The following is a 14,575-nucleotide window of genomic DNA, read 5'->3' as shown; positions in this document are numbered from 1 at the left end:
TGTTGCGATTTCATGATATCAGAATAGAATTCGTTGTGCAAATGTAATCCCCATAACATTTACCTCATTTTTTACTGTTTTATGTGTTAGGGTTATTGAGTAAAAATTAAGCATCACTGTATCTGGCTAAAACTTTATCTGATTAAAGTTTAGTTTTATCTAGTTAAAGTATTAGAGTCCAGTGGAGGGTTTCAAAATGGGGAAAATATGGCAAGGCTCGGAATCAGCTGACAACATCGATCTCAGACCATCTGATCGTCATAAATTCGATGTTGTTTGGGCAAAATCCGGAGATGATCTTGTCCATGGTCGAAATTTTTCCAGCCTATCAGGAGCCAATGACACCATATCTGGAGCGAATGGGAACGATGTCATCTACGGCCACCACGGAGATGATTTTCTTTCAGGTGAAGGGGATTCGGACACAATTTATGGCGGCTTTGGAAATGACGCCATCCGTGGGGGGTACCACGACTGGATTCCTGGTGGAACTCCTGATGGAGCAGATAAACTTTACGGAGAAGAAGGTGATGACATGATTCTCGCAGAAGGAGGAGATGATCAGATCTGGGGAGGCCCTGGCAATGATCGGCTTTTCGGAGAACATGGAAATGATCAAATCTGGGGTGAGGATGGAGACGATTATATTGACGTTGGTCCTGGACTTGATTCAGCGTGGGGAGGAAATGGAAACGATACAATAACGAGCAATTGGATGGCCGGGCGGAAATACTTATCCGGAGAAGACGGGAACGATACTATTTTTGGTGCAGAAAATAGTGACATCATCGAGGGTGGCCCTGGAGATGATGTTCTTTGGGGACTTCGTGCCTATCCTTCCTCGGTTGGCGATGCCATTGACAGAATTTACGGTGGTCCTGGGAACGACTTGATTTATGGAGATTCGTTTTATTTTCCTAATGATGGTCTTTGGTCTAGTGTCCTCCAATACACTCAAGACATAATCTGGGGCGGACTGGGGAATGACACCATACAAGGAATGGCCGGTAATGATACGATTTATGGAGGAGAAGGGAACGATATTATTTATGGAGGCTACGACCCTTCAGGTAGCTTTATCCCCCCCGCAGAATTCCATGGAGATAATTTTATAGATGTTGGTACAGGCCATAATTTTGCCTATGGCGGTCCTGGTAACGATGTAATCAAAGTCTCAGGAGAAATCAGCGAACAGGGTTTTAATATTCTCATTGGTGGTGACGGAGACGATCTAATCCAAGGGGGAGACAATTCCGTTCCGATTGAAGATCTAGTAGTTTTACCCGGTTTAGAGGAGCAGGTCAAAGAGTTAAAAGAGTTTATCAAAACCCTAGAAAACGCTGAAGGTGTTGTCCCGACAATCGGTGACTTCATAGACGGGGGTAAGGGGTTTAATACCATTGAGGCGGGAGATGGGACAGATATTATTTTGGCAGGACTACCCACTTCAGCCAACACAAAAGACAAAGTTCAATTGATTTACGGTAATTCTAAAACGTCTGGAAGGCGTGAAGCCGATATTTTTATTGTTTCCACCGTTGCTATTTCCAGAAAAGATGCGATTAATCAAGCCATGGTGGCAGATATTACGAAACTTTCTCTGAAAGGATTGAAAGTAGGACTAAAGGTACTTAGTGTCGCCGGGGCAGTGGTTCCAGGAGGGAAAATTCCAGAGTTAGCATTGGAAATGGGCATCCTAGGGGTGGAAATATTTTCAACGATCAGTAAGTATAGTGCAGGAAACCCCCAGGAGCCTAGTATTTTAGATAAAATGACCGTTATTAAAGACTTTGATCCTGGACTAGATGTTCTGTATTTAGATAACGGCGGGGGCAAGATTAGGTATTCCGTAACATATCAGCATCTAACGATTGGTGACAAAGATTATCGAGGCCTGGTTTTTCGCGATGGCCAGGGGAAATCAGAAGAACCGAGGGTGATTTTAGAAGGTTTAACAAATCGCCACATAGAACAAATGGTCTCAAAAGTTGTGGAAGAAGAAGTTAATGGAATTAAGGAAGCGAGAATGATTAGTTATACATTTTTGCCTAATATCAAATCAGACAAGCCAGAATCACTCCAACAGTTTCCGGAACCATACATTCAGGGAAGTCCCTTTGTTCTCACGGAAGATAACGATCATGTCACTGTTATCGACTCTGAGAGTCGCGAAATACAAGCCTTAGGGGGAGATGACGAAATCATTGTGGATTTTGGTCAACGGGTTTTTGCCGGCGCAGGCGATGATGAAATTTACGCAGGAATATCCTTAGGGGGTAACACCTTATCCGGAGGCATCGGGAAGGATCAATTCTGGTTCTATGACGATCAGGCAGCGGAAGTAATTGATAGTTTCAAAGAAACAATAAAAATAGTAAATGTTGGTATTGCTGATGCAAATGAGCAGGAGAGGTTTATCCGCCAAATTTATGGCGATATGTTCGGTGAAGGCTCAATAAATGTGATTGTAGATTTTGACATTGATGAAGACTCAATTGGTTTTGCTGATTTTCTTGTTCCCGTAGGAGTTAATGATGTCCAATTAAGGCAGGAAGGCAATGACGCAATTATTTCCCTCTTTGCCAGGGATGTCGCTCTTTTGCAAGGTGTTAATGTTGAAAGTCTTTCCCCCGAGAGTTTTACCTTTGATAATTCTTTGTTTGAAAATGTTATAGGCAACAATGATAATAGTATTGTCGATGAGCAAGATGATTTAGTTGATGTCAGCCCGGGGAATGATGATTTTGGGAACTTTGATCCTAATTTTAATTTTCCCAGCCCAATGCCACGTATTAGTGCCGAAGAACTATTAAGTGGCAGGAAAATAACTAGTTTACAGAGCGAAGGGCAGTCCTTATCCCTCAGTGGCGATGTTATGGGAACCGATGGCGATGACCGAATTATCGTCAATAGCAATCAAGAGGTTTTTGCTGGTGCGGGCAATGACGTGATTTATGCCAGTATTTCTGCTGGGGGTAACACTCTATCTGGGGGGAGTGGCAAGGACCAATTCTGGTTTTACGATGATCCCAATGGAACATTAGGTATTAACATTGTTGAAAATGTCATTGATGAGGGTGGTCTTAGTTTTGATGCGATTGAAGAATATGGGCAGAGGTTTAGTACCAGTGCAATTAATGTCATTACAGATTTTAATCCAGAAGAAGATGTGATTGGGGTTGTGGATTTTCCTTTCCCCCTAGGGTTAAATAGTTTTACCTCCAGGCAAGAGGGTAATGATTTCATTATTTCTCTATTTGAAAAAGACATTCTTCTCCTACAAAATATTCAAGAAGAAAATTTAACAACTGAAAATTTTGTTTTCGATAAATCTTTATTTGAAAGTATTGAGAAAAACTTTTCTTCGCCTCCAAATTTTTCATCTGTTGTTCCGATCGCCAATGATATTCAAGCTGGGATTTTAGCCAACTCTTTCCACGTCAAATTGTCTGACGAGACACAAATGGTAGTTAAATACCAGAATCAACCCTTTGTCAATGGCACCTTTGGTAATTGGCAAATCCTAGAGGCAGAAACGATTAACGGGATCAATCAAATTCTCTGGCGAAATCCCGACATCGAGGAGGTTGGTATTTGGAATACTGATGCCAACTGGAATTGGATTTCCTCTGAAACTTGGTCGGCCAATTCTTTGAAGACTCTTAATGCCGAGGTCACCTTCCAAATTGACATCAACAATGATCAACTTATTGGTGACAGCCTCACCAACGTGGAAACCGAGGGTTCTATTAGCCTCCTGCGAGGAATCTTTGGCTATCATGTTCAAACTGGGGATGGTCTGACGACTCCTTTACGTTACCTTGGGGAGGCTTTTGAAAATGACATTGGTAACTGGCAAGCCCTGGCTGCGGAAACAGTAGAGGGCATCAACCAGGTGCTCTGGCAAAACCAAAGCTCTGGAGAGATTGGTGTTTGGTATGCGGATAGTAACTGGAACTGGGTTTTCTCTAACGTTTTTGTCCCTGGCTCCTCCCAGGCCCTGGCTCAGTTCAATGCTTTCGGAGTTGCAATTAATGAAACTGGATTAGCTTGATAACATTTAAAGTCTATGATGTTACTGATTCAAATTGATAATTCTCTACTCCAAACAATCTGAAATATAAACTTCATTTTTTGGAATATTTTGTTTATTAAATCGAACTTTAAATTGGTAGACCATGATATCCTAAAAATGTCATATGTTAATTGATATTTGATATTATTCAGAACCATTTCTCAATCACAAATACCTAAAAATGATCAGAACTAAATTGGTTGAGTTGTCCACCATTGAAGCTGTAGCCTATCGCCAAAAACTGAAAGATCCAAGTAAATCTGGTGTCGTAATTTTGCGTTACGATGCTGATCAGTCAGGATTAGCTACCATCAATAAAGCTTCTGGGGAACCAGACCTTGCGGCGAACGTTCCGGTTGACTTATTTCCTGTAGAAGCTTTTCGGGAAGCTTTGGAATTGACTTCCGGGTTGCCCTATTCTAAGCGGGGTAAAGTTAAGTTAACGACAACAGTTTCTGTTCCAACAAATCCCCCCGATGCCGTTGAAGATGATGGCCCCGAGGACTTGGAAACGGTCTGCAGCCAAGAGTACGAAGCTATTGTTAGAGCGTACACTAACAAAAAAAGCGAACTTTCATACGATTTGCTCAATAAGGATTTTATTCAATTTGCTAATTCCAGTAAAATTGTTTCAACTATGGTGGCGGAGAAAGCGTCGGAGGAAGACATTCGTAATCATATTGTCAAAGTTAAATTAGAGTCCCTTACCAATAATCGAGAGTTAAGCATGGGGCAAACCAAGCTGATTGTAGAGATGTTAGACGCAGTCAGTCCCAGGGGGGTTTTCCGTGAGTTGAATGCTGAAATTCGTAGAATGCTTGCCCGACGATAAAGTTTTTTTGATAGGGTTAAATTTTCAGACTCGGAGACCACATATCTCCTTTGATAGTGGCCGACTTTAACAAGACTCCAGGCGATATCAACTTAACCACCATGGCTTTACCTGGGGTCGTTTCATTGTTGGGAATAATTCCCCGATTTAGGTTCAGCAAAATGGCCATCTACTTATCATAATCACTGGCGATCGCCAAGCTTTGTTTTTGTCCTCCGGAAATATTTGCCCCTACCGCACCGAGAATCGTTTCGTATTGCTCGGGAAATTGATTAACAAATCACGGGCATGGATAATTTGTCAAGCTAAAGTCACCTTAGAAAGGTGTATCTCAGGCAAGCTTAAAAATATAAATAACGTCAATTTTACAAAAAAAATGCTAGGGGAATATTAAGAGAACATTAAGGTTGTTGAAAATAGCTAAAAATAATTAAAATTTGTATGATTTTGACCAAAAGTGAACTTTGTGTTATGGTTACAGGGCGTGGTTGACTCGAGTTCAATACAGAACTCAAGGGCTCCGGGTAAATGTTTAAATTTTTGTAAAATCTGTAAAGCATTAATAAAAAACTTTTCCAAAAATTTGGATTTTACCTCAATCACTCTGCCATTTATAACGGTTAACAAAAGACAGAAACCCAGGTTTTTGTGAAAAAACAAAGGGAAGAGGGGCCTGTCTAAATTTTAGATTTATTTAAGACAATTGTTCGAGACGTTCACCCGGGAATGATTGACCCGATTTTCAAAGATTCTAAGAATCTGCAACTTAATACTTTTTCCATTCTTGTTAACACTTAAGTTAAGAGCTTCTTTGCCATGGCTAACAAATTCAAATTTACTGGTAATTTACTCGAACAAAAAACTGTCTTCCTGGAAAATGGAACAGAGGCAACTAAATCGGTCTACGATGATGTCAAGCTTTATTGGGATGGTACTGCATTAATTCAGGTTGGGGACGGTCGTCGCAGTGATGGCAATTACATCGAAGTTTTAGAGTATGTAAACAAAGATGGAAAAAAGATTCAAAATGTAGCTGCCCTGGGAACATTTTATAGTCTTGCAGGTCCTCAGCCCATCAGGCTTTTCCGGGGAGCTGTCGCTTTTAATGATGTTTTATCGGAGAAGAATAAAGATAAGTTGGTAGGTCAAGTAAAGCGTAGTGACCGTATTGAAGGTGGCTATGATCCAGTGCAGGACATCATCGGTCTCAATTACCAAAACATTACTTTTTTTGATGGTGAAAACAATGCAGGTGCTGTTTCATATCGAGCGGCTCCAGATATCTTTCCCGGTATCAACATCCCAACTACTGACTCTTTTTTTGATCTTACTTTCCCTGGAGGCACTCCGACAATAAGCGGGGGACGTATCCAGTTGCCGGATATCAATTTAGGCAATGCTTTCAACTGGTACTACCAGAAAAAAAACAAGGGTGCGTTCAATATTCCAACTTTTGAACCTAGGGATCCAAAACCAGGAAAACCAGATGATCCGAAGAAACCAATTAAGATTGGTGGTATTACCGGAGTAGCTCTAGAAATTAATAGTATCGACAAGTACGTTCAAGTTCAGGGGAAAGCCGATGTTGACTTGTTCAAAATGGCAAAAATTGGAGTCGATATCGCCGGCCAGCGATTTATCCGTATTTTCGATAATGATGTTCAAACGGTTTTTCTCGCTTCCATTGAATTCGTTGACTTCGGCGCTGTTAGGATTAATCTTTTAAGTTTTGATTTTAATTCAATCAAAAAACAAGCGACGGTAGCTGGTGAAATACTGATTCGTCCTTGGAACAACCTGAAGGTGGGCGGCAGGATTGGAACAGAATTTACAACAAATCCTGCAGGAGGTATCGCTGATATTCGAATCAGTACTATTGGTCTTTATGCAGACAATCTGAATGCCTTGATTTCTACACCAGAATCTCAAATTTACCTCCAGCGCATTGGGGTTGATTTTGAAAATATTCCGCCCTTGGCTCCGGGGCAAAGTTTCAATCTGGGCGGGTCTCTTGCGGTGTCCCTGGGGCAATCATTTGAGGTGGATTTCCCCGATTGGCTAGGGGGCAGCAAAAAAGGTGAGGGCATCAGTGCTGTCCGTATCGATGGAGCAGTAACACTAAAAATTCCGGTGGGCATTGACCTAGCCGCCAAAATTAGTATTCTGGGATTCCCAGTTGCAGAGAGTCGATCCTTCCTCAACCTTGATGCTGCAATCAAGGGTACGGGAGTAGTACTGAAAACCAATACCACTTACCGCACGCCGTTCGACGTAATAACAACAAATGGAGAGTTCAGCATAGATGCAAGGCTTAACTTTAGCCTTCGGTCGGGGGCAAGGCTTAACATACCGACTTTTATACCCTTTTTAGGTGGGCTACAACTTGCTGGGGCCAACGCCATGATCAAGTATGCTGCCCCCTACCACCCCACAGCTCAGTTTCGACCTGAATATGGTTTTGTTGCGGGATGGGTAGATGTAAATACTTTGTTTTTCAAAGATAGTATTGGCTTTAGGGTCGGATTTGACGGCAAGGTTGGCATCGTCAAGGGAGAGGATATTAAGGGATTTGGCGGCATAGCAACGGTGGATTCCCTTGATGAATTTGGTTTACTCGCCACATCTGAATCAGCCCTAGCGGCTTATGAAGAGCAGAACGCCGGCGATCAGCTAGCAAGACAATCCTTTAATGTCCGTCAAGGGCGAGAATGGGCGTCGGTAAGTATTCGGTGGCTGAGAAGAGGTCGCTACGAGACCCCAGCAGCGATGTTTAACCTGAGGTCCCCCAGCGGAACTGTCTACAGATACGCAGATTATTTACAAGGGACTAGGGTCAAGCTCTGGAACGAGTTTAGTGATGAGTTCGGGACTTCTCTCTTCATTCCGAGACCGGAAGCGGGAACCTGGACAGTTGAGCAAGTTCGGTCGGATGATATCGGGCCAATTCAAATCAAAATGGTTCAAAATTCCATCGCCCCCGTTGCAGAAATTAAGCAATTTGCTCGGGATCCTAATCGCCAGTGGGTAGACATTCTTTACACCGTTACTGGCGATCCCTTTGCCGAAAATATTAAAGTTAATCTTTATGCGGACACCGATGGCAAGGGGGGAGATGGTTTCCTCATCACCACAATTGACCACGACCCCAAATCAAGTGGAAGCTACCGCTACCGTTGGGATTTAAGCAATGTTCCCCAAAGTGTTTACCACTTGTATGCATCGGCGGAAAGTGAGGGGCACTTACCCAATGACCGGTATTTTACTGGCGATCTCAGTGTGGCGACAAGCACTGGTTCAGCAACGGATAGTAACCTTCCCATTGGCGGCATTGAGTTGGGCCAAGGCAATGATTTACCCGTTGTTAAGGATCTCAGCGCCAACTGGATTGGGGACGGTAAGTTTTCGGTAACCTGGAGCGATACCGCAACGCCCCAGTACTACAATGTACGCTGGTCTAATAATCCTGCGGGAGTTCTTGATAATCCCCTAGACCCTGATTTTAGCGGTATTCAACCTACTTCCGGCTTAGTAACTATTTACGAAGAGGAAGATGGACGTTTCTATCACAGACTTATTGTTGATGGCCTGACCGAAGGGGAATTATACCGCTTTCAAATTCAATCGGTGGACGATAACGATCGCCTAGGGGCGGTAGGGAAAACATCCCTGGCGGTGGCAGGTAATTATGATGCGGCGATCGCCTTAGGTGAGAGCGATGAGTGGGAATACGTTGCGGTGTTGGGCGAAACTTATACCCGTGAAGTTAGCAAGGCTGAAAATGAAACCGTAACTCCCCTAATTCTGCCGGAAGGGGCCAGCTATGACCCAGTAACCAATCAACTTATTTGGCAGCCGACGGTTGACCAACTAGGAGAACATTGGCTGCAATTTAAAGTTGAAAATCAATTCGGTGATGTTTATCTAGAAACCCAACGGGTGCAGGTGCTTGAGTATTCCCTTGAACAGCTTCAAGTGATTAATTTACCGGAAGACTTCGACATATTTGAGTACCAAAAAAATAATCCCATTAACCTCAATTCCCTGATTGTTGCTTCCGGAAACGGTGATAGTCTAGGGGATGACAACCTGGTTATCAATGCCAATCCTAAACTTATCACCATGGAGAGGGGAAATAATACCTTTGTAGTGGGTTCTTACACGAAAGTTTTAGGTGGAGCAGGAAACGACCTTTTGCAAGCTTCCCCCGACAACAGTTTCGGTGGTGTCCATTTAAATGGGGGAGAAGGCAATGACATAATCATCGGCGGGGAAGGTGATGATACCCTTTTGGGCGGCCTCGGAGATGACATCATCTGGTGGAGTTTAGGAGACGATTTTATTGACGGTGGCGGAGGTACCGATACTTTAGCGGGCATTCAATTGCTCAATCTGGCAGAAAGCGAGACGATCAACATTAAAGGCATTGAAATATTTCAACTCGCCGATGCAGGAGAAGTTGTCCTTGACCAAGCCGCCATCCTGGCGATCGCCCCCGATGGAAATATACTCCGCATCGAAGGTGACAACGGAACCATCTATCTCAATGATGACTGGCAACAACAAGGACAAAGGAAAGATGAAGACGGGAATTTTATCCTTTACACCGCCGGGGATGCCACCCTTGCCATAGAAGATTCCCATGACATTGTCTTCTTAACCGGAGAAGTCGGCACTTCCTTAGGACAATTTAATCTGGATGAATTCGGAGATACATTGAAGAATGTTTCCACTTTCACCCTCAGCACACTTCCCGGTTGGGAATATAGCACTGCTTCTGAAGGTTTTAAGCTAAGTCTAGCCGTTGAACCAGGGGATAGCAGCACGATCGCCATTGATCTACTACCGGAGCACCAGGGAGTAAATACTTTTTTAAGACAAGATCCGGCAACTGATATTTGGACTGAATTCTTATTTGACGGTAACGTCGGCGCTGAATTAATCGATAGCAATAATGACGGTAAATTTGACCAAATTCTTCTCCACCTTGAAGACGGCGCACCATCGGATCTAGATGGCCTGGCCGATGGCAAAGTGGAATTGTCCGGGCTTTTAGCGACAACAACACCAGGATTGGCAACCCCTGTGAGTGGTTCAGGGTTTTTAAATGGATTTGGCCAACCCATACCATTGACGGTGCGGGCTGTGTCCTTGCCTGTAAGTGGCAATTTTGAGTTCGGCTTTATTAAAACTGATTATGATGATTTCCGGGGGCTGGTCGGTGCCTATGATCCCACCGATGAAGGTTGGTCAGCTTTTATCCCCCTCGAAACCCAAGCCGGGGTTTTTCGTAACGGTGAACGGAGTTCATTTAGCCCTGTTTTGGAAGCCGCTCCGGCGGATGGTTTGGCCTTAAACCGAACTCTGGCTCAACAAGTGCTTACTTCCGGTAATTCCCTGGCTTCCACCGAACATAAGGACATCGGTACGTTTTCCCAGGTCACCATTGAGGATGCTTATAGTTTGACTCCCTATATCCTTGACTTGAACAGTAACGAAATGTTTTCTGTTGAGGATGAGAATTTGTCAGTGACCCAGGATGGTCGGGGTTTTACCCAAATTTCCGCAGACACCCCCAACGGGAAATATGCCGTCGAAGTTTTTACCCTTCCCCTCGTTGTCCCCGGTTTGCAAGGAGAGGCGATCGCCACTGATATTCAAATCCATCGTGCTGGTGAATATCAAAACACCCTTGGTTTGTATAAACTCGCTAATGCCAATGGGGATATTGATATCAATAACGATGGCATAATCGATTTCTCGCCAGGGCAAGCGGGCTATGCTGAAGCGGCGGTTCGCATGACCCAGAGTCGAGATCCTTTAACTGGAGGCATCACCTTTAGTGCCCCAGACAATTTTTCCCAAAAAACGGCGACCACTCAGTTAAAAGCAGGGGGTAATTACGGCTTGTTCCTCATCTCCAATGGAACCACTGAGCAGTTCCTCCAACAAAACCCCGGTAATCAACCAGGCAATGTCAACGCTTTCTTTATGTACGACCAAGCCAATCCAGATAACGAAAGTCACTTCATGCGTCTTGGACAATCCCTTTATGGAGTTGAGGATCTATTCGGCGGTGGCGATCGAGACTTTAACGATCTTCTCATCAGTCTGGATTTTGCTGGGAACATTTAGTTATTAAATTCCCCAGAAAACTAACCCTTAACCACTGTCCATGCCGCCTTTCCCAACCAAGATTCGGATGGGAAAGTTTACCCTTTTTCAATCCTACTCAGCGGTCTTGTCCTTAACACCCCGGACAATGCGGGAAAGCTCAGATTTTTCATCCACACTAATGCGGGTGGGGGAACCACTGATAATCCGCTCATAATTGCGGAAGGAATCGCGAATATCAGGGCCATCATGGCTAATGCTATATTCTCGAATGCCTTTATCATGCCAGGAACCCCGCATTTTAAACACATTCAATGCCCGGGACATTTCTCCTCGGATTTCCACATACTGCAACATCAAAATGGTGTCTGTAATGGTGGAAATATGGGATTCCGTAATGGAATGGGCCCCCATAAATTGGTCCGTGGTATTGGTAAAGAAGCCAGTAATCTCCTCCTGTTTGGCGTAGCCCGTTACCCCAATGACAAATTGACGGAAAGCATTATTGGTCACTCCCCGGGCCAGGGCAGAAAGGGAATCAATGGCAATGCGGGAAGGTTTAAATTCCGATATTTCCGACTTGATCATTTGCAAATGATCCTCCAAGCCCGCCGATTCTGGATAGGTACAAAGAAGTTTTAATAAACCCTTGTGTTCCATTTCTTCAAAATCAATGCCCCAGGAAGAAGCGTTGCGGGAAAGCTGAGCCCTGGATTCCTCATAGGCAAACAAAATGGCCCGTTCTCTTTGGCGACAACCTTCCTGCAAAAATTTGCTTACCAACAGGGTTTTGCCCGTACCAGTAGCCCCCGTAGCCAGAATAATCGAATCTTTGAAAAAGCCACCGCCACACATTTCGTCCAAGGTTTGTACTCCCGATGAAATGCGGGCATTGGAAGACCTCTGGGTGAGGCGCATGGCTCCCAGGGGAAAAATGTTAATGCCGTCGTGGGTGATAGTGAAAGGATATTCCCCCTTCATGTGGGTGGTACCCCGTAGTTTGAGGATTTCCACCGTGCGTCGTCGCCGTTCCCCTTCTAAAACATTACGCAAAACCACCACGTTATCGGAGACGAATTCCTCTACGCCAAAGCGGGCAATGGGGCCATATTCTTCCACCCGTTCGGTGGTCATAATGGACGTTACCTGGAGCTGTTTTAACCTAGCCACCAAACGAAAAATTTCCCGCCGCACCACCGAAGCCGCATCATATTGTTGAAATACCGCTGTGACCGAATCAATGGAAACTAACTTGGCTTTATATTTCCGCACTGCATACTGAATTCTTTCAATTAAGGCCGACAGATCAAAGGTGCCCACCACTTCCTGCCCTTCCGGATCGGGGGAAGCATCGAGGATAAACAATTTGCCATCGTCAATTAATTGTTGTAAATCCCAGCCAAAACTATAGGCATTTTCAATAATGTCACTGGGGGATTCTTCAAATGTAATGAATAAACCCGGATAATCGAAATGGTGAATGCCTTGGTAAAGAAATTGTACTGCCAAGAGAGTTTTGCCTGTGCCGGAGGTGCCACTCACCAGGGTTGTACGGCCAATGGGTAAACCGCCGTGGGTAATTTCGTCAAAGCCCTCGATCACAGTACGAATTTTTTGCACTCCCTTCCTTGGCACATCGGGGCGATTACGTTCGTTAACAATCGGTAAGTTCATTAGCTAAATTTAGATTTTTAAAGAAGAAAAAAGTTAGTAAAATTAAAACTAAATAACAGTTTGACTAAAACTGATTGAATGTGTTGAGTTTGAGGGGCAGGATTAAAGTTTGTTAGGAGTCTGATGATGTGTGTTGATGGGGGAAATATCTCGCCCTGTTCCCCGATTTTCTATTGGTCTTCTGCTTCCCGTTCCCGAATTTCGTCATAGAGCAGGTCTAAACCAATCAATACTTTCTCTCGGTCGGAAAGGTCGCCGATGATTTTCCTGACAGGGGGCGGTAGGATTTTAGCCAAGGTGGGGGTGGCAAGAATTTTATCTTCTTCGGCTAATTGGGGATTTTTCAACACGTCGATTACTTTGAGGGCATAAACTCCCTGGAATTCTTGCTCAAGGATATTTTTTAGCATTTTTAAGGCCCGCACAGAGTTGGGGGTGTTGCCAGCTACGTAGAGTTTGAGAACGTAAGTTTTTTTAAAGGGGCTCATTTTACGGGTTTACTAGAACGAGGGGGAAACCAACCAAGAAACAACTAAGAAAATAGATAACCAGAGAATCGAGGTAGTTTCAACAGCCAAGAGTTGAGCTGATGATTAAACCGTAGCATTTGGTTATTAATCCGTCTGATAATATACATCAAAGGGAATGTCCTCCCGGGGGATGGAACGGCGATACATTTCCCCCAGATGGGCGAGGATGTCGATCAACACTAAACGATAGTCTAGGAGGACTTCTTCGCTCCGCCCTTCTAGCTTTAGATGCTGGGAAAATTCATCCATTAATTCCATGTGAATTTCCAGGATTTGAGAAATGGCTAGGTCGGCAAAGAAAGCCTGATTAACAAATTGATCTAACAGGTCATTAACTGTGCCTTCGTCACTAAAATAACTGAGAATAATCTCTCGATATTGGGAGCTTAAATCTTCTAGGTATTCTTGTTTTTCCTGGGGGGAAAAGTTGCGGTAAAAGTGACTGGGCTTACGTTTGTAGTACACTCCTAGGTAACCGAGTCTTTCTTTAAGTTTGTCAGCCAGCCTTCTTTGTTGTAGGAGTAAAAAGCTTTGGGATGATTCATCGACAATCGGGGCGGGGATAGTTTCCGTTTGGTTGGGGAGGGTACAGATGGGGCCAAGGTGTAGGTAATGGGCGATCGCCCGGTCTACGACGGTGGGCAGTTCCGACCATTGGGATTCGGGCAGATGAATTTCAGCGTTGTGATAGACAATGGTGGGGTGTTCGTCGGTGGTTTTGGCTAGGGCAGAAGGACTGGGTTCGAGCAAAATAATCGGCAACAATCGCCCCTGTTCATAGAGACGATTCAGCACTGGAAGGGAATTAGCTTCGTAATAGACTAACAGGCAATCAATCCGCTCAGGTTTGTCTTCTAGAAAGGCACAAAAATCATCTAGTGCTTGAAAAGTCGATAGGTAATGGCGATCGCCCTGGAAAATAGACCTGAGTCTATGGGCAACGTGTTCGGGAGCAAAAAGACAGAGGGAGAGGGGAGACTGCACAGGGGATCAATAATCAGTCGAAGGTTAATCAAATAAGGGCTCAGATAGGCTTTCTCACCATGGTACGGTGCAAGTTAAGAAAATATTAATACTATTAATTGGAAAATTGTGTTAAGCAACTCCCCTGAACGTTAACACAATCTGAGTGCTCCTTGGCCGGATAGCTTCCGGCCTGTTTACAAAGTTTGAATTTGTGCTCCCCATCTTGGCGCTGGGCCGTGTATGGCCTGGGGTAACTTTGGCAATTTTTTCTCTATGACCAGGGATTTGGAGACTTTTTCTTTTATCTCTTTGCCCATGGATAGCCCTTGGCTAGTTAACCCTTTTTGGCTAGGATTTGGGTGTCTAAGCCCCTGATCGCCGCCCTCC

The 14,575-nt window shown here is 44.2% G+C and carries 6 protein-coding genes; 3 read left to right on the top strand and 3 right to left on the bottom strand.

The features are described 5' to 3' along the window. Positions 1-181: 181 nt before the first annotated feature. From C7I86_RS16070 to C7I86_RS16055, 3 genes are all read left to right on the top strand, one after another. Entirely contained in the window at positions 182-4,054 is a 3,873-nt protein-coding gene (locus C7I86_RS16070) for a hypothetical protein (RefSeq protein WP_010874246.1), read from the top strand. A gap of 226 nt (positions 4,055-4,280) precedes the next feature. Continuing rightward, a complete protein-coding gene (locus tag C7I86_RS16065) occupies positions 4,281-4,907 on the top strand; it encodes a hypothetical protein (RefSeq protein WP_223211307.1) in 627 nt (208 codons plus the stop codon). An 816-nt stretch (positions 4,908-5,723) separates the two neighbouring features. Further along, positions 5,724-11,039, top strand: a complete 5,316-nt coding sequence (locus tag C7I86_RS16055; RefSeq protein WP_010874244.1) for a DUF4114 domain-containing protein — start codon at positions 5,724-5,726, stop codon at positions 11,037-11,039. A gap of 93 nt (positions 11,040-11,132) precedes the next feature. Here C7I86_RS16055 and kaiC read toward each other — a convergent pair whose 3' ends face one another. The 3 genes from kaiC to C7I86_RS16040 all read right to left on the bottom strand — a co-directional run bounded on the left by kaiC (position 11,133) and on the right by C7I86_RS16040 (position 14,206). Next, on the bottom strand, positions 11,133-12,692 hold the full coding sequence (gene kaiC / locus C7I86_RS16050; RefSeq protein ID WP_010874243.1) for a circadian clock protein KaiC: 1,560 nt from the start codon (positions 12,690-12,692) through the stop codon (positions 11,133-11,135). 170 nt (positions 12,693-12,862) lie between these two features. Next, positions 12,863-13,180, bottom strand: a complete 318-nt coding sequence (gene kaiB / locus C7I86_RS16045) for a circadian clock protein KaiB (RefSeq protein WP_010874242.1) — start codon at positions 13,178-13,180, stop codon at positions 12,863-12,865. A 126-nt stretch (positions 13,181-13,306) separates the two neighbouring features. After that, on the bottom strand, positions 13,307-14,206 hold the full coding sequence (locus C7I86_RS16040) for a circadian clock protein KaiA (RefSeq protein WP_010874241.1): 900 nt from the start codon (positions 14,204-14,206) through the stop codon (positions 13,307-13,309). Positions 14,207-14,575 lie beyond the last annotated feature (369 nt).

This window comes from Synechocystis sp. IPPAS B-1465 (assembly GCF_003015225.1).
GTDB lineage: Bacteria > Cyanobacteriota > Cyanobacteriia > Cyanobacteriales > Microcystaceae > Synechocystis.
Note: the sequence above shows the minus strand (reverse complement) of the source record. Positions and strands in the feature narration are given on the sequence as shown.